The organism is Kitasatospora sp. NBC_01302 (assembly GCF_035976515.1).
Lineage (GTDB): Bacteria > Actinomycetota > Actinomycetes > Streptomycetales > Streptomycetaceae > Kitasatospora.
This window is the reverse complement of the sequence record NZ_CP108404.1, coordinates 7,985,829-8,003,374: the sequence shown is the minus strand read 5'-3', so window position 1 is coordinate 8,003,374 and position 17,546 is coordinate 7,985,829. Positions and strand designations below refer to the sequence as shown.

The window sequence follows — 17,546 nt, the reverse complement described above, 5'->3', positions numbered from 1 at the left end:
GTCAGCCCCGCTCCGCGGAGTGCAGCCGCTCCACCACGTGGCGGACCAGTCGGCCGACCGTCAGGCCGATGATCTCGTCCAGCTCCATGCCCGCGAGGAACTCGGCGAAGTTGATCCGGTCGCCCCAGCGCTCCTGGAGCTGCCCGGCCAGGGTGACCAGGTCGATGCTCTCCAGTTCGAGGTCCTCGGTGAACCGGGACTCCATGGTGACCTCGGCATCGTCCAGGCCGAACTCCGCCAGCACGGTGGCCAGCATCGCGGTGATCTCGGTGAGGACCTCCTGCTCGGTGGCGGTGGGCGGGTGCAGGTGCGCGGTCGGCTCGCTGATGGTCACTTCGCCGTCGTCCTCTCGGTGCTCTGGTCGCTCGGGTTGCTGACGTGGTTCGGGTGGTCGTCGTCGTTCGGGTTGCTGCCGCTCGGGGCGGCGGTGTTCGGGCTGCCGGTGTTCGGGTCGGCGGCGTTCGGGTCGGCGGTGTCGGCCTCTCCGGTGGTCCAGGCCACGACGTACGCGCGCTCCGGCAGGTCGGGCGGACTGCTCAGTCCGGCGCAGCACACCTGGTGGGCCCGGGACGGGTCCGCCGCTCCCGGGCCGGCGACCACCACCGTCAGGGCGGACGGTTCGGCGGCCGTCACCATGAAGTCGTGGGGCCGGCCCCGCAGGCCGGTGCCCTCGCTCTTGGCCGCCGCCTCCTTCGCGGCCCAGAACCGGGTGAACCAGAGCGCCTCGGAACCGCCGTACGCCCGCCGGCAGTTCGCCAGCAGGACCAGTTCCCCCGGGCCGAGCGCGACCGGCAGGGTCCCGGCCGGACGCTCCACGATCTCCTCCAGGTCGATGCCGACCCCGGTAGCGGCGCCCGGGCGGGACGGCCGGACCAGGGCCACCGCCACCTCGGCCCGGTGCGCGATCGACACCTCCAGCTCCGGGAGCACCCGGCCGTGCACGCCGAACACCCGTGGCCGGCCCGAGGGTTCGTTGCGGACTCCGATCTCGGCCGGGAACACCCCGGCCTCGCCCTGTGTCCGGAGCCACTGCCGCACCGCGTCCTTCAGCGCGATCCGGCCCAGCAACCAGGCCCGGCGGGCACGCGGGGACTGCTGCTCGTACTGCGCCCGTTCGGCGGCACCCAGGTGGTTGCGCATGATCAGGTCGCGCGAGGCGAGATCGGGCCAGCGCTCGTGCAGCAGGACCCAACCACCGGGCTGTGGCACCGAGATGGTGTGGCGCTCGACGAAGTGTTCGACGGGCCGGGTGTCCGGGTGGCTGTCGAAGCGGCGGTCCTGCCAGCCGCGCGCCTCGGCCCACACCGCGCCGTCGACGAGCAGTTGCGCATCGGCTTCGAGCGTGGTGTCGGTCAGGGCGGTGATCCGGATGTGGCAGTGAAGTTCGGTCCCCGGTGGCACCGGCGGCCCGTAGAAGCGCAACTGCCGGATGCCGACCGGGAAGACGACGCTGCGCTCGGTGCGGGTCGCCATGATCCAGTAGCCGAGCAGCTGGCCGACGTTGTCCAGCAGCGCACCGGGCGCGGCCGGGGCGGTGATCACGCCACGGACGTGCGTCGCGCCGAGGGCGGTCAGCTCGGTCAGCCCCTGGAACGCCGGACCGTGGAACATCCACCGCTCGGCGTAGAGCCCGGCGGCCGTCAGCTCCGGCCGCCGCTCCGCCGACGGGTCCGGCGACCAGGGAGCGGGTGGCTTTCCATGACGCTCCGTCAGTTCGACCACACCGCGGGCGAATCCGCCGAAGTCAGCGACCAGCCGACCGGGCTCCGTCTCCCGGAGGCCGATCTCGACGTCCAGCGGTGTCGCGGCCGGCACCCACTGCCCGAACCGCAGATCACTGACCCCGCAGGCCAGTTGGCCGGGGTTGGCCCGTTCGGCGGCGTCCATCAAGTGCTGCACGATGGTGGTGGCCGGCACGACCGGCCAGCGGTCCACCGGGTCGGGCCAGCCCGCGCGCTGGCGGAAGAAGCAGTGGTCGAGCAGGTAGGGCATGGCGTCCAGCGAGATGTGCAGTCCGCTGCCGGGGGGCGCGGGACGGGCGGCAGCGGGGGCATCGGCAGGTGCGCCCGCGCGGGTTCGCGGATGGGGGTACTGCGGCGGCGCCGTGCGCATGGCCGACGGCCGGGCCGCGCCGATCAGTTCGGTCGCCGCCCGCTCGGTGTCGCGCAGCAGAGCGTCCAGTTCGGCGGCGAGCGGGAACCGGTCGGCGAGCGAGGCGAGGCCGGGTGCGACCGGCGCGGTCGGCGTGCTGGTGGGCGTGCTGGTGGGCGCGGGCGGCTGCGGCAGGGATGCCGCCACGGCCTCGGCCAGGTCCGCGCGGAGCGTGGCGAGCGCGGCCGGGTCCAGCGAGACGAGCGCGCCGCCGAGGTCCAACGGGACGGCGGGGTGCGGACGTTCCGGCCGGGACTGGGCGACGGCGGCGGGGCGCAGGGCGGTCGGGTCCAGGTCGGCGCCGTCCACCCAGAGCGCGGCGGCCACCCGGCGCAGCTGCGCCAGCCCGTCGCGCTGCGGGGAGTTCGCCGCGATCGCCAGATGCTCCCGGTCCCCCAGCGTGTCGCCCACCAGCGAGGCCAGTTGCCCGGTGCCGACCTGGACGAACGCCCGGAACCCCGCCGCGTACAGGGCCTCCACCAGCGGCCGGAACCGCACCGGCTCCAGCAGGTGCCGGATGAACAGCGCGCGCACCGCCGCCTCGTCCTGCGGGAACGGCGCGGCGGTCGTCCCGGACCAGAGCGGCACGGCCGGCCGGTGCAGCTCGAAGCGCTCGGCCGCCTGCCGGATCGGCCCCAGGTAGGGGGCCAGCATCGGGGTGTGGAAGCCGGACTGGAACGGCAGCAGCTGGCCGAGCACACCCTGGGCGCGGAACCACTGCACCAGCTCCGTGACCGGCCGGCGCGGACCGCAGACGATCGACTGCTGCGGCGCGTTGTCGTGGGAGAGGACGACTTCGGACATCCCCTCGACCGTGGCCAGCGCGTCGAGCACGCGGTCGGCGGCGGCGCCGAGCGCGGCGAAGGCCAGCCCCGGGACGCGCAGCGCATCCGGGTCGAAGGACTCCAGGAAGGCGTCCACCGAGGCGCCCGCGTACACGCCGCTGGCGATCATGGCGGTCCACTCGCCGACGCTGTGTCCGGCCATGGCATCCGGGTGCACGCCCATCCGGCGCAGCGCCGTCTCCAGCAGCCGCCCGACGGCGACCACACCCACGCCGTGCCGTCCGATGTCGCCCACCCGGGCGGCCTGGGGATCCTGCGCCGTCCCGGGGTCGGCCGAGGCCGACGGGCGCGGCAGGCCGAGGTGGTCGGCGACATCGTCCACCCGAGGGGCGAACTCGCTCTCCAGCCCCGGGAAGAGGAAGGCGATCCGGCCGGCGGCGGGGTCGGCCCGGTCCGCGCCCAGCAGCGGGCGCGGCGCGAACCACACGTCGCTGCGCCCGCGCCAGGCCCGGCCGCGGGCCACCGCCCGGCGCGCCAGCGCCAGCCGCTTCGCGGTCGGGTCGGCGATCGCCACCCGGCAGGGCGGCGCGGCGGTGGCGGGCGCGGCAGTGGCGAGCGCGCCGATGCTGTCCGCCGCGGCGGCGGACAGCAGGTCGCGGTCGTCGGCGGCCAGCAGCTCGGCCAGTTGCTCGGGGCTGTCGGCGGCCAGCCGGAGTACGCGCTCGGGCTCGGTGACGGTGGCGGTCGCGGTCGCGGTCGCGGTGGACGTCGCGGTCGCGGTGGACGTCGCGGTCGCGGTTGCGGTTGCGGTCGCGGTTGCGGTCCGAGTCGCGGTTGCGGTTGCGGTCGCTCCCGGCCGCCGTGCCGGTGCCCGGGAGTCGGGCGCCTCTTCGAGCAGCACGTGGGCGTTGATGCCGCCGAACCCGAAGGCGTTCACGCCCGCCCGGCGCGGCGCCCCGCCGGGGTCCGTCTCCCAGGGCCGGGCGGCGTCGATGGTGCGGAACCGGGTGGCGGCCAGCGCCGGGTGCGGCTCCTCGCAGTGCAGCGTGGGCAGCAGCACACCGTGGTGCACGGCCAGCGCCGCCTTGACCAGCCCGGCCACACCCGCGGCCGGCATGGTGTGGCCGATCATCGACTTCACCGAGCCCAGCACCGGGGCCGCCTCTTCGCCGGTCGACGGCCCGAACACCGCGGCCAGGGTGGCGAGTTCGGCCGCATCACCAGCCGGGGTCGCGGTGCCGTGAGCCTCCAGCAGGCCGAGCGCGCCGGGCGCCGCCGGGTCCAGCCCGGCCGTCCGCCAGGCGGCCCGCACCGCTCGGCTCTGGCCGCCCGGGTCGGGATTGGCCAACCCCGCCGTGCGGCCGTCGCTGGCCACCCCGGTGCCACGGATCACGGCATACACCCGGTCGCCGTCACGCTGCGCGTCGGCGAGGCGCTTGAGCACCACCACGCCGGTGCCCTCGCCGACCAACAGGCCGTCCGCTCCCCGGTGGAACGGGCGGATCCGCTGGCTCGGCGAGAGCGCCCGCAGTTGCGCGAACACGCTCCACAGGGTGACGTCGTGGCAGTGGTGCACCCCGCCGGCGAGCACCACGTCGCAGCGCCCGGTCGCCAGCTCGCCCACCGCCTGGTCGACGGCGACCAGCGAGGAGGCGCAGGCGGCGTCCACCGTGTAGGCCGGGCCGCGCAGGTCCAGCCGGTTGGCCAGCCGCGAGGCGGCCAGGTTGGGCACCAGGCCGATCGCCGACTCCGGCCGGTCCTCGCCGAGCTGCTCGGCGAACGCCGCCTTCACGGTCGCGAGCTGATGTGACGTCAGATCAGGGACCAGCTCACCCAGAGTGCGCACCAGCTGCTGGGCGCCGCGCACCCGCTGGTCCAGCCGGACCAGCCCCGGCGTCAGGTAGCCGCCCCGGCCCAGCACCACGCCCACCCGGTCGCGGTCCGGCAGCCGCTCGACGCCACCCGCGTCGGCGAGGGCCGCGGCGGCCACCTGGAGCGCGATCAGCTGGTCGGGCTCGGTGCCGGGCACCGAGTTCGGCATCAGTCCGAACCGGGTCGGCTGCACCTGCGCCAGGCCGTCCACGAAGCCGCCGCGTCGGCAGTAGAGCCGGTCCGGCACGGCCGGTCCGCCGCCGGCCGCCGCCGGGTCGTAGTAGTCCGCGTCCCAGCGGCCCGCCGGGACCTCGGTGATCGCATCCACGCCGGTGCGCAGGTTCTCCCAGTAGGCCGCCAGGTCCGGGGCGCCGGGCAGCAGCACCGCCATACCCACGATGGCCACCGGTGCCTGACGGCTCGTCAGACCGTGCTCGTCCGCTCGATCCGCCACCGGCGCGGTCACCAGCCCGAGGCGGTGTAGACGACGGAGCGCACCGACGGCTCGCCCCAGGCCAGTTCGCGCAGCAGCGCGAGCGTGCCGGCGGTCGGGTCGATGAGCCGGACCCCGCGCCGGGCGTACTCCCGGGCCAACTCGGCGGAGACCATGCCACCGTGGGTCTCGGAGGGCGCCCACGGCCCCCAGTGCACCGTCAGCGCCCGGCGCCCGGTGCGCACCGACCAGCGGGCGCCCAGCTCCTCCAGCGCGTCGTTGGCCGCGGCGTAGTCGGCCTGGCCGCGGTTGCCCAGCGCGGCGGCGATGCTGCCGAACAGGACGGTGAAGCGGGGACCGGCGGGCAGTTCGGCCAGCGCGTCGAGCAGCGCCCTGGCTCCGTCGGCCTTGGTCGCGAAGACCCGCCGGAAGGACTCCGGGTCCTTCTCGGCCAACACCTTGTCCTCGATCACACCGGCCGCGTAGACGACGCCGTCCAGCCGGCCGTACTCGGCGTACGCCTCCTTGACCGCCTGCCGCAGCGCCGCAGGATCGGCCGCGTCCACCGTCCGGTAGCGGGCCGGCGAGCCGAGCGCCGCCAGCTCGTCGAGCGTCGCGGCGACCTCGCGCCCGGCCAGCAGCCGGGCCGCCGTCGCGTCGACCTCGGGCAGCGGCACACCGTGCCGGGCGAGCACCGCACGCAGCGCGGACCGGTCGCGCGCAGCGGCCGTCAGCGGGTCCTCGGGGCCCTCGGGCTGCGGGGTGCGGCCGAGCAGCTCCAGGCGGCAGCGGCTCGCCGCGGCGAGGGCCGCCGCGAACCGCGCGGTGATCCCGCGCGCCCCGCCGACCAGCAGCACCACGGCGTCCTGGTCGAGCCCGAGCGCGGCCGCCTCGGCCACCCCGTCACCGGCGGGCCCCGCCCCCGTGCTGCCCAGCAGCCCGAGGCCGCGTTCGACCAGCGCCAGGCCGTGCCGTCCGGCCGCGCCGCGCAGCACCACGGGCTCACGGTCGGCGGCCAGCAGCTCGCCGAGCAGCGCATCGGCGGCGCGTGTCGGGTCGGCACCGTTGGTCCGGTCGGCGGCGCGTGTCGGGTCGACGGCGGCCGTCGGGTCGCTCGGGTGCGGCGCGTCCAGTTCGACCAGGCGGGCGGTGGTGTCCGGGTACTCGCGGGCCAGGGTGCGGAACAGGCCGCGCAGACCGTCCGCCCGGCCGGCCGCCTCCTCCTTCGCGCCGTCGGTGGTGCCTCCCGTGATCCGGGCGGCGAGCAGCTGGCGCGGCGAGCAGGCCAGAGCGGCCTGCAGCGCCGGGACGCAGCCCGGCAGCACCGGTGCGCCGTGCTCGGCGAGCGGGTCGAGCAGCAGCACGCCGTCCACCGGGCCGTCGGCGGGCGTGAGTTCATGCGTCGCGGCCAGGGCGAGCGCCTGCGCACCCGCTGCGGTGAGCCGCGCGGCCAACGCCTCGGCGAGGCCGTGGCCGTCGCTCCCCAGCAGGGCGAAGCGCCGGCCGGCCAGTGCCTCGGGCGCGGCGAAGGCCGCGGCGAGCGGGACGGGCGCGAACTCCAGGCGCGCGGGCTCGGCACCGGTGACGGGCTCCTCCGGCGCTTGGGGCACCGCCGGCTCCGTCGCGGGCAGGGGCGCAGACACGGGCGTGGATGCGGGCGTTGACTCGCGCGTCGGCGTCGACTCGGGCCTGGCCGTTGACTCGGGCTTGGGCCCGCCGAGCCGGGCGGCCAGCCAGGCGGTGATGGCGGCGGTGGTGCGGGCCCGGGAGAGCTCCTCCACCTGCTCGTCGGCCAGGCCGCCGAGCTGGTCCGCGCCGCCGAGGCGGCGGGCGAGTTGGCCGATGATCTCGGTGCGCTTGATCGAGTCGATGCTGAGGTCGGCTTCGAGGTCCAGCTCGGGTTCGATCATGTCGGCCGGGTAGCCGGTGCGCTCGCTGATCACCTCCACCACCACGCGCTGCAGCTCCTCCTCGCCGAGCTCCGTTGCCGGCGCTGGTGCTTCGGCGACGGCCGGCAGAGCCGCGCGCAGCGCGGGTACCGCTGCCGGCACTCCGGCCGGTAGTGCCGCCGTGAGCGCCGCCGTGGCCGCCGCCGGGGCGGACGCCACCGCCGGGGGCGCCACCGGTGCCGGCAGCTCGCCCGTCCCACCGAGGTAGGTCATCAGCACGTCGCGCTGCGCGGCGATCAACTCCCGGCTGCTGCGCAGGAACTCCGCGATCAGCGCATCGCCGTTCGTCTCTGGTCTGTGCGTCGTCATCAGCGCCTCCGGTACGGGTCGGGCCGGTGCGAGCGCACCGGGCAGCAGTTCTCCGGCAGCGGTGCGCACCAGCTGCCCGTCCACCGTCCAGCCGGGCCTGCGCGCAGCCCGCGCCCGGCCCGCGTCCACCGCATCGCGCCCGCGCAGCAGCCGGTCGGTGCGCACCGGCACGCCCGCGACGGCCAGTTCGGCCAGCGCGTCGAGGAATCCGGGCAGGCCGCGGCGGCGCCCCTCGACCGGCACCACGCGGTGCGGCCGCTCGCCCAGGACCGACGAGACCAGCCGGCACAGCACCGACCCCGGACCGGCCTCGACGAACACCCGGGCACCTGCCGCGTACATGGCCTCGATCTGCTCGGCGAACCGCACCGGCGCGCCGATCTGCGCCGCGAGTTCGGCCCGGACCCCGGCCGGGTCGGCGGGGTAGCCGGCCGCCGTCCGGTTCGCGAAGACCGGGAACTCCGGGGCCCGCACGGTGCGCTCGGCCAGCGCCCGGGCGAAGCGCTCGCCCGCGCCCGCCAGCAGCGGGCTGTGGAAGGCACAGGCCACGCGCAGCCTGGTCACCCCGTGCCCGGCTTCGCGCAGCAGCCGGCCGGCCGTGGCCACCTCGGGCGTCGGACCCGAAATGACCGTCTGCTTGGGTCCGTTGTGGTTGGCCGCGACCACCTTTCCGGCCAGCCCAGCCGCCGTCAGCACCTCGTCGACCGCCGCGACCCCGGCGGTCACCGCCGCCATCGACCCGGGGTCCGCGCCCTCGCCGACCGCCTCCAGCATGGCCCGCGCCCGCTCGGTGCCGAGCCCCGGCAGCTCCTCGGCCGACAGTGCCCCCGCCGCGCACAGCGCGACCAACTCGCCGTAGCTGTGCCCGCCGGCCAGCTGTGGCCGCACCCCTGCCAGCGCCAGCAGCTCGTACGCCACCAGCCCCGCCATCCCCAGCGCGGGCTGCGCCACCCGGGTGTCGGTCACCGCGTCGCGCTGCGCCGCGCGCGCCTCGGGGGTGAAGGCCAGCGGCGGGTAGAGCGCTTCCGCACAGGCCCCGCCGAGCCGCAAGTGCCGCTGCACACCGGGGAAGGCGGCGAACAGCTCCGCGAACATCCCCGGCCGCTGGCTGCCCTGCCCGGGGAAGAGGAACGCGACCGCGCCGGTGCCACTCCCCTCCGGTGTGCCACTGTCCTGCGGCGCCTGGCTGCGTTGCGCCATGTAGAGGCCGTGGTCCGGGCTGTGCTCGCCGTTCGCCGCTCGCCGCAGCAGCGCCGTGAGTTCGGCCAGGTCCGAGGCCACCACCGCGACCTGCACCGGCCCGTGTCCCGCCTCCGCGCGTCGCGAGGCCGCCAGCGCCAGGTCCCGCAGCCGCCAGGGCGCGCCGTCCGCCTCGGCCAGCCGCAGCAGCTCCGCCGCGCCGCGCAGCGCCCGCTCCCGGTCGGTGCCACGGAAGGTGAACAGTTCGGCGGGCCACTCCTGCAGGCCGTGCACGGGCGTCGGACCGTCGTAACCACGCAGCACCGCATGGAAGTTGGTGCCGCCGAAGCCGAAGGCGCTCACCCCCGCCACCCGTTCGGCCGGTGCCGCCGCCCACGGCCGGGCCTCGGCGTGGAAGGCGAACGGGCTGCTGTCCTTCTGCCAGGCCGGGTTCGGCTTCTCCAGGTGCAGGGTGGGCGGTTTGATCCCGGTGTGCAGCGCGAGCGAGACCTTGATCAGGCCCGCCAGGCCCGCCGCGCACTTGGTGTGGCCGATCTGGGACTTCACCGACCCGAGCGCGCAACTCCCGGGCGCCGCGCCGTCCTGCGCGAACACCGCGCCCAGGACGGCGAGTTCGGTCCGGTCGCCGACCACCGTCCCGGTCCCGTGCGCCTCCAGCAACCCGACCTGCGCCGGCGCGACCCCCGCCCCGCGGTAGGCCCGTTCCAGCGCCAGCCGCTGCCCCTCGGGCCGGGGCGCGGTCAGACCCAGCGAACGCCCGTCGCTCGCACTGCCGATGCCCTGGACCACCGCGTACACCCGGTCGCCGTCCCGCTCCGCGTCCGCCAGGCGCTTCAGCACCAGGCAGCCGACGCCTTCGCCGAGCGCGATGCCGTCCGCCGAGGCGTCGAAGGGACGGGAGCGGCCGGTCGGCGAGAGCGCGTGCACCGAGGCGAAGAGCAGGAAGTCATTGATCCCGTTGTGCAGGTCCGCACCGCCGCAGAGCGCCAAGTCGGCCGCGCCCGCCGCCAGTTCCTTGCAGGCCACGTCCAGCGCCGCCAGCGAGGAGGCGCAGGCCGCGTCCACCGTGAAGTTGGCGCCGCCCAGGTCCAGCCGGTTGGCGATCCGACCCGCGATGACATTGGAGAGCATGCCGGGGAAGGAGTCCTCGGTGAGCGCGGGCAGTTGCTCGGCGATCGCCGGCGGGACCTCGCCCAGGTAGGCCGGCAGCACCGCGCCCAGCACGCCCGCGTTCGACAGGTCGCTGCCCGCCTCGGCGCCGAACACCACGCTGGTGCGGGACCGGTCGAAGCTCCGCCCGCTGCTGCCCTGGCGCTCCCCGCCCGCGTCGTACCCCGCGTCCACCAGCGCGCGCCGCGCCGCCTCCAGGGCCAGCAACTGCACCGGCTCGATGCTGCCCAGCGCGGCGGGCGGGATGCCGTAGCTCAGCGGGTCGAAGGGGATCGGCGGCAGAAAACCGCCCCACTTGGACGGCGTCCTGCCCACGTCGCCGTCCGCCGAGTAGTAGAGCGCCGGGTCCCACCGCTCGACCGGCACCTCGGTGACCGCGTCCACGCCTGCCACGATGTTGGCCCAGAAGGCGGGCAGGTCGGGCGCCTGCGGGAACATGCCGGCCATGCCGATCACGGCGATGTCCAGCGGCTCCACCGCCGCTTCCTCCGCTTGATGCTCCGTCAGTTTGTCTGTCCTGCCAGCCAGGAACTCCGCCGCGCCGGTCGTCACCGCGGCATGCAGCCCGGCGAGCGTCGTGGTCGCCGAGCGCAGCACGGCGACCTGCCCCGCCATGAACATCCCGCGCGCCAACTGCTTCTGCTCGTCGACCTCGACCAGCTCGCCCGACACCCGGTCGACGCCCTTGCTGGCGATCCGCAGCCGCCCGACGTTCAGCCGCTCCAGGTGCTCCCAGGCCTCCCGGTCCGGCACGCCCTCGGTCCGCAGCCGCTCCCTGGCCTGCCCGAACTCCACCGTGAACGGGCTCGGCAGGCAGCGTGTGGCGTGCCCGGGTGCCGTCTGCAGCAGCTCCGTCGCCCGCGCGGCCAGCACCTGGCGCTGGAACTGCTCCTGCACCGCGCCGTGCGCCACCGCCTCCTCGGTGCAGAGATAGGCCGTTCCCATCAGCACGCCCGCCGCCACACCACGCTCCGCCAGCGGTGCGGCCATCGCCGCCACCATCGCCGCCGAGCGCTCGTCATGCACGCCGCCCGCGAACAGCACCTCCAGCTGCGTGCCTTGAGCCTCCTTCGCCTCGTCCAGGAAGTCCTCCAGCACCGCCAGCTGCGCCTCCCAGAGCGGGAAGCTGCACCGGGGCCCGACGTGCCCGCCGCACTCCGACCCCTCGAAGACGAACCGGCGCGCCCCGTCGTCCAGGAACTGCCGCAGCAGCCCCGGCGAAGGCACATGCAGGAAGGTCCGGATACCCGCCGTCTCCAATACCCGCGCCTGCGCGGGACGTCCGCCGGCGATCACCGCATGGGTCGGCCGCGCCGCCAGCACCTCGGCCAGCTGCGCGCCCCTCACCTCCTCCGACGCGAACCCCAACACGCCCACGCCCCAGGGGCGTCCCTCCAGGGCCACCGCCGTCCGCCCCAGCAGCTCGCGGCTCTGCTCCGCACCCGCCAACGCGAGCGCCACGAACGGCAGCGCGCCCGCCTCGGCGACCGCCGCCGCGAACCCGGGCTGGTCACTGACCCTGGTCATCGGCCCCTGCGCCACCGGGAGTTCGGTACCGAACGCCACGCTCAGCGGTGCCCCGGGCCGCAACAGCGCGGCGCCTGCCTCGGCCCCCCGGACGGCTTCGCCGATGGCCCGCAATGCCCGCCGGACCGTCCCCCACCGCTCCGCGAACACCTTCGCCAGGAAACCGTCCTGACCAACCATCAACTCCTTTCTTCTCCGCAGCACCCGCCGGCCGTCGACGACCAGCGTCTCGGAGCCGTCCATGCCGCGCACCGCCGCCGCATCCTCGGGCGACACCCCTGACTCGTCCAGCAGCGCGAGCTGGCTGTCCAGCACCACCCCGGCCGCCCCGCCGGCCACCGCCGCCACCGCCGTACGCAGGCCGATCCCGCCGCAGGCCCACACCGGCACGTCCACCTCGGGTGCCGCCAGCAGCTGCTGCAGCAGGACGAAGGTGCTCAACTCGCCGACCCGGCCACCGCTTTCACTGCCCCGAGCGATCAGCCCCCGGGCTCCCGCCCGCACCGCGGCCACCGCCTGCCCGAGCTCGGTCACCTCGACCAGCAGCCGGAACTGGCCCGCGACGTCCGCCGCCTCCCAGCCGGGCACCTCCCCGGCGAGCACCACCGTCTCCGGTCTCGCCCCGCCGGACACCCCCAACTCCTCCGGCAGGAGCCCGCATCCGGGCCCGACCCGCACCCCGAACCCGCCGCCCAACCGCTCCCTGAGCGCGGCCACCGCCTCCCGTGCCCGCCGGTCCCCCGTCCCCAGGTCCAACACCCCGAGCCCGCCGGCCCGGCAGACGGCCTCGGCGAGCCCGACATCCGGCTGACAGAAGGGGGTGATCCCGATGACGAGGTCGTGCGGAAGTCCTGTGCGCGGGGGCGCGGGCCTCATGGGCTCTCCGAAAGTGTGAGTCTTGCGGCGCGGTGCGGGCACGTGCGGGCGACTCCGACCGGCACAGCACGTCGCGAAGCACCCCGACCCACAAGCCAGGGCACCCTCGCGCGATTCCGCTGTCCGGTTGTAGATTGACGCTACCGGCGGGTAGTGCCAGCCAGGTTAAGCCCACATTGCGCGCTCATGTCAATACGCTGCGCACATGCCCGACCCGCCGGTGCACGAACGGTAGCGCTCCCCAACCACCGGGCGCCGTTGCCGACTTGTACGACCAGTGCCACACTGCCCAGATGCCCCTCCGCCCCGCTCCCCCCACCCCCTCGGTCACCCCCGGCCCCGCACACCCCAACCGCCGCCACCCGCCCCCAGCGACCGCGCGAACCCCGCGAGCCCGGCGAAGTCCGCCTCCCGCAGCCCGGCCCGCGGGTTGACGTGATGCAGCAGCGCCCGCCCGCCGTGCTCGGCTGCCACATAGGCGTGATCCGCCGCCCCCTGCTCGTCGTCCACCCAGGCAAACGGCCGGCCGGCGGCATACCGCACCAGCGGCTCACACTTCCAGTGCACCCGTCCGGCCGTTCCCGGGGCTCGGTAGCACCCTCATCGCCGTGGATCACCCCGGCAACGGGCAGCCCCGCTTCGCGGGCGACCCGCTCGCACATCGGCTGGCGGGTCACCACTGGCTCACCCTGGGCCGTGCAGAGGTAGACGACAGCGGTGGGCTTCACGGGCAGTCTGTCGACCGTGCGGGGTCAGGCTGGTGAGGTGCCGCGCCAGAGGTTGGCGCCGGAGGCGAGAACGATCGGGTCCATGGTGGTCAGCTCCGCTCGTACTCGGGCTTCGAACCCGGCTCGGGAATCCGCTGGGAGTGCGTCGATGAAGGCCCGGGAGCCGTGCGAGAGCGCCCAGTTCCAGAACGTGTCGGCGTCGGGGACGGGAAGACGCTGCTCGATGGCGGTCCCGCTCACGTTGGTGAAGCCCGCCGTCGCGAGAAGCCGCTCCTCGTCCAAGGGTCGGCTGAGCCGTCCCTCGCCGACGGGTATCAGCGGCTGGAACTCGCGGAAGAGGGCGCTGTAGAACTCCCACTCCGGCGCGTCCTCGACCGCGCCGGGGACGGAGAAGGAGAAGACCCCGCCGGAGGTGAGGACTCGACGGATCTCCCGGGCTGCCGCAGCCGGATCATCGAGCAGGTGGACGACGAATCCTGCACAGACCAGGTCGAAGGAGCCGTCCGGGAAGTCCAGCTGGTGGGCATCCATCACCCGCGCCTCGTGGACGTGCGGGTACTGGACCGAGATCCGCTCGACCATGCCAGGGGCGCAGTCCACCGCTGTCACCCGGCAGCCGCGGGCGAGCGCGACGGCGGTCAGGGCGCCGCGACCGGCGCCCAGGTCCAGGACACGGGTGCCGGGGACGGGGGCGAGCCACTCCATGTGCTGTCGGCCGAACCCGGCGAAGAACGGCAGTACCTCGTCGTACACCGAGGCCACTTGGTCGAAGAGGGCGGTTGCCCGTGCTGCGCTCATGGCCGGTGATCATGACAGAGGGACAGACAGGGTGCACCCGCATTTCCCGGCCGGGCACGCGGTCCGGGGCGGTGAGGAGCTGCCGCGCGGGTACCGGAGGAGGTGCAGGGGCTTCGTGGGGTGAGCGGCAACGTCGCGGCAACGCAGCATCGCTGATCAAGCGTCAGCTCGGCTCGGGGCTCAGCGCACTCCGCAGGAGGCGAGGGCCTGGGTCTGGGTCGGGTCGGGGTCGGTCGGGAAGTAGAGGTAGCAGATGCCGCCGCTGCCGTCCGCCACGGTGCCTGCCGCGTTCGTCCATTTGGTGCGCAGCCAGACGTTCTCGAACTGGCGCCGCTGGTAGACGCGTCGAACGGCGTCGTCGGAGGGTGAGGCGGGGTCGTTGGCGATCACGTCGCCCTGGGCGGTGAAGCCGACGAGCACCATCAGGTGGCCTGCGGTGTCGTAGCCCGCGCCGTCCAGTTCGCCGCTGCGGAACGAGACGGAGGTGATCACCGGGATGCCCGCCTGGATCAGCTGCTCGGCGTCGGTGAGCGAGCGCAGCCGGGTGACGACGGCCTGCAGGCCGGGGTAGGTCGCCGCGTAGGCGGCGTTGAACGGCCAGTTGCCGCAGCCCTGGTACTGGTAGTCGTAGGTGCCGCGGGCGGCCTGGCAGACCTGGGGGTCGGCGTAGTCGGGGCTGACCCAGGCGAGGTCGGCGGGGGTCGGCGCCTGGCCCCAGTAGGCGATGACCATCTGCGAGGAGGTGGGGCTGCACCAGGCCTCGCCGCCGCTGTCGTACTGCGGGTACTGGCCCCGGTGGATCTCCTGCGAGTAGCGCGGCACGGGCAGTTCGCGGGCGGCGGGCAGGCCGGGCGCGGCGGGCGGCACCTCGGTGCGTTCGGGCAGGTCGGAGGCGAGCAGGCCCAGGCGCCGGACGGTGGGGGTGAGGGCGGTGCCGGGCGTGCGGTAGAGGGTGAGCCGCAGCTCGCAGCCGGCCAGGCGCAGCCCGCTCGCGGGGGTGTCGATGGCGAAGGTGTCGGTGCGGATGCTGCTGCGCCCGTCCTGCTGGGCGTCGACGCTGGTGCGGCGGATGTCCTGGTCGCCCGCGGCCCAGTGGCCCATCACGTACCAGGGCGTGCTCGTGCCGTCGGTGTAGCTGCCGCGCAGCTCGACGGCGAGCCACGTGCCGGCGGGGGTGTGGGCGTTCCAGGAGACCACGGCCTGCGCCGCCGGGACGGCGAGCGGCTGCGCAGGCGAGGTCCAGCTCGCCCACTCCCAGCTCGCGGTCGCGCCGGTGTGCGGGTCGGTGAGGTCGACGGCGCCGGCGGCCGTCTCGATCCGCAGGCCCTGGGGGCCGTCGCCCGAGCCGCCCGGGAGGTCCTCGACCACGGTGCCCTGGGCGGCGCCGGCGCCCCAGTCGGCGGCGGTGGTCCAGGCCCGGAACTCGACGGCGGGGGTCACCTCGGCGGGGCCGGCGTCCGGCGCCGGACGGCTCGGGGCGGTCGCGGCCGACGCGCGGGGCGAGACGGCGGCTGCGGTGACGGCGACGGAGGCGGCGGCCAGCAGGGAGCGGCGGGAGGTGTGGTTGGGCACACCCCCTCAACGCGGGGCGGCCCGCCGGGGTCACGGACCGGTGGGCCGGACAGGGTCCGGATCACCCGGGGAAGACCAGTCCCAGCAGGCGCTGGAGGGCGTGCCGGTCCGCCTCGTCGAGCTGCTCCAGGCCGGTGAGGCCGGACACCAGCTCGGCGCGGATCTCGCGGACGGCCTGCTCGCCCTCCTCGGTGAGCAGCACGTTCTTGATCCGCCGGTCGGCGGGATCGACCTCGCGGCGGACCAGTCCGCGCGCCTCCAGGCGGTCGACGATGCCGGTGACGTTGGAGGCGTCGCAGGCCAGCAGGTCGGCCAGGGTGCGCATCGGGCGGGGCTCGCGGAGCAGGCTGAGCGTCTTGCCCTGCATGAGGGTGAGGCCCCGGTCGGCCGCGAGCGTGGCGAAGTGCCGGTAGTAGGCAGCCGCGGCCCGGGCGACCTGGTCCATCAGCTCGACCGGGGTGGGCGCGGCGACGGCAGCCGCGGGGGCGGCGGCGGGCGGGGTGGCGGACTGCGTCATGGGTCGAGTGTAGGCGAGATTGGTTGACATCCTCAATCTTTCAGGTCTACCGTCATCTCATTGGTTGAGGACATCAACCTTTCAAACGGCAATGGTCCAGGTTCCCCCCGACCGCCACCGTTCGCCGTGCACCGTTCGCAGAGGACCCCCCATGAGCCACGCCATCGCCGCCACCAGACAGCGCGGCAGCACCCCCCTGATCCTGGCCCTCGGCCTGGCCGCGATGGTCGTGGCCATGGCGCAGACCCAGGTCGTCCCGATCCTCGCCCTGCTGCAGAAGCAACTGCACACCGGCGCCGCCGGCGTCAGCTGGGTGACCACCGCCGCGCTGCTCTCGGCCGCCGTCTTCACCCCGCTGCTGGGCCGGGTCGGCGACCAGTACGGCAAGAAGCGCACGCTGCTCGCCGTGCTCGCGGTGATGGTGGTCGGCTCGGTGATCGCCGCGACCACCACCTCGCTGACCCTGCTGATCGTCGGCCGGGTGCTCCAGGGCTCCGCCACCGCGATCTTCCCGCTGGCCCTCTCGGTGATCCGCGACGAGGTGCCGCAGGAGAAGCTGCACGGGGCGATGGCGCTGGTCAGCGGCACGCTGGCGTTCGGCAGCGGGCTCTCGCTGGTGGCCACCGGGCTGCTCACCCAGGGTGCGCACCCCAACTACCACCTGGTCTTCTGGTTCTCCACCGCGCTGACCGTGCTCGCACTGGCCGCCGTCGCCGTCGTCGTCCCGCACGGCGGCTCGCCCACCGGGGGCCGGATCGACGTGCTGGGCGCGCTGAGCCTGGCCGTCTTCCTGGTCCTGCTGCTGCTCGGCATCTCGCAGGGCCACGAGTGGGGCTGGTCCTCGGTCCGCACGCTCGGCTCGCTGGCCGGCTCCGCGGTGGTCGCCGCGCTCTGGGTGCTGATCGAACGGCGGGTGCGCGAACCGCTGGTGGACATGCGGATGTTCGTCCACCGCCAGGTGCTCTTCACCAACCTGGCCGGGCTCTTCGTCGGCTTCGCCTCGTTCGCCCAGTTCATCGGCATCTCCTACCTGGTGCAGATGCCGGGCCGGCTGACCGGCTACGGCTTCACCGCCTCGGTGCTGCGCGCCTCCGTCGAGTACCTGCTGCCCAGCGCGCTGATCGCGCTGGCCGCGGCGCCGGTCGGCGGCCGGCTGGTGCGGCGGATCGGTGCCAGGCACACCCTCGCGGTGGGCGCGCTGATCGGCGTGGCGGGCTTCGCCTGGCTGGCCTTCGGCCACGGCGCCGAGGGCTCGGTGATCGTGGCGGGCATGCTCACCGGCATCGCGATCTCCTTCGGCTACGCCGCGATGCCCGCCCTGATCGCGGCCAGCGTGCCGCTGCAGCAGACTGGCATCGCCAACGGCATCAACTCCATCTCGCGCTCGGTCGGCAGCTCGATCGCCAGCGCGGTGGTGACCTCGCTGCTCGCCTCCAAGACGGTGAGCTACGCCGCGCTCGGCGGGGCCGCGCTGCCCGCGGAGAGCCAGTTCACGCTCAGCTTCGTGATCGCCGCCGGGGCGCTGCTGCTGGCCGTCGTGGTCGCGCTGGCGGGGCTCAGCAAGCACCACCGGCCGCACCTCGCCCTGGTGGCGGACGACGAGCGGCGCGAGCAGCCCACCCCTGCTCCCGCCACCGCCACCAGCACCTCCTGACCCCC

Annotated in this window: 7 protein-coding genes and 1 pseudogene; 1 reads left to right on the top strand and 7 read right to left on the bottom strand. The window is 75.0% G+C overall.

Annotation, left to right across the window (positions count from 1 at the left end):
* Position 1 precedes the first annotated feature (1 nt).
* The 7 genes and pseudogenes from OG294_RS34835 to OG294_RS34805 all read right to left on the bottom strand — a co-directional run bounded on the left by OG294_RS34835 (position 2) and on the right by OG294_RS34805 (position 15,887).
* Positions 2-256, bottom strand: coding sequence for an acyl carrier protein (locus OG294_RS34835; RefSeq protein ID WP_327071782.1), 255 nt, complete (start codon positions 254-256; stop codon positions 2-4).
* Positions 257-330: 74 nt separating this feature from the next.
* Positions 331-5,199, bottom strand: a complete 4,869-nt coding sequence (locus tag OG294_RS34830) for a polyketide synthase (protein WP_327071781.1) — start codon at positions 5,197-5,199, stop codon at positions 331-333.
* Positions 5,200-5,270: 71 nt separating this feature from the next.
* Complete coding sequence (locus OG294_RS34825; RefSeq protein WP_327070547.1) at positions 5,271-12,272, bottom strand: SDR family NAD(P)-dependent oxidoreductase; 7,002 nt, start codon at positions 12,270-12,272, stop codon at positions 5,271-5,273.
* Between the two features lie 327 nt (positions 12,273-12,599).
* Positions 12,600-12,922 (bottom strand): annotated as a pseudogene (locus OG294_RS34820) (hypothetical protein); the annotation flags it as partial.
* Positions 12,923-13,024: 102 nt separating this feature from the next.
* Complete coding sequence (locus OG294_RS34815) at positions 13,025-13,798, bottom strand: class I SAM-dependent methyltransferase (RefSeq protein ID WP_327070546.1); 774 nt, start codon at positions 13,796-13,798, stop codon at positions 13,025-13,027.
* Between the two features lie 180 nt (positions 13,799-13,978).
* A complete protein-coding gene (locus tag OG294_RS34810; protein WP_327070545.1) occupies positions 13,979-15,370 on the bottom strand; it encodes a C39 family peptidase in 1,392 nt (463 codons plus the stop codon).
* A 61-nt stretch (positions 15,371-15,431) separates the two neighbouring features.
* Entirely contained in the window at positions 15,432-15,887 is a 456-nt protein-coding gene (locus OG294_RS34805) for a MarR family winged helix-turn-helix transcriptional regulator (RefSeq protein WP_327070544.1), read from the bottom strand.
* Positions 15,888-16,038: 151 nt separating this feature from the next.
* Here OG294_RS34805 and OG294_RS34800 point away from each other — a divergent pair, with 151 nt between their 5' ends.
* Positions 16,039-17,541: an MFS transporter gene (locus OG294_RS34800; RefSeq protein WP_327070543.1), complete on the top strand. Its 1,503-nt coding sequence runs from the start codon at positions 16,039-16,041 to the stop codon at positions 17,539-17,541.
* Positions 17,542-17,546: the final 5 nt, after the last annotated feature.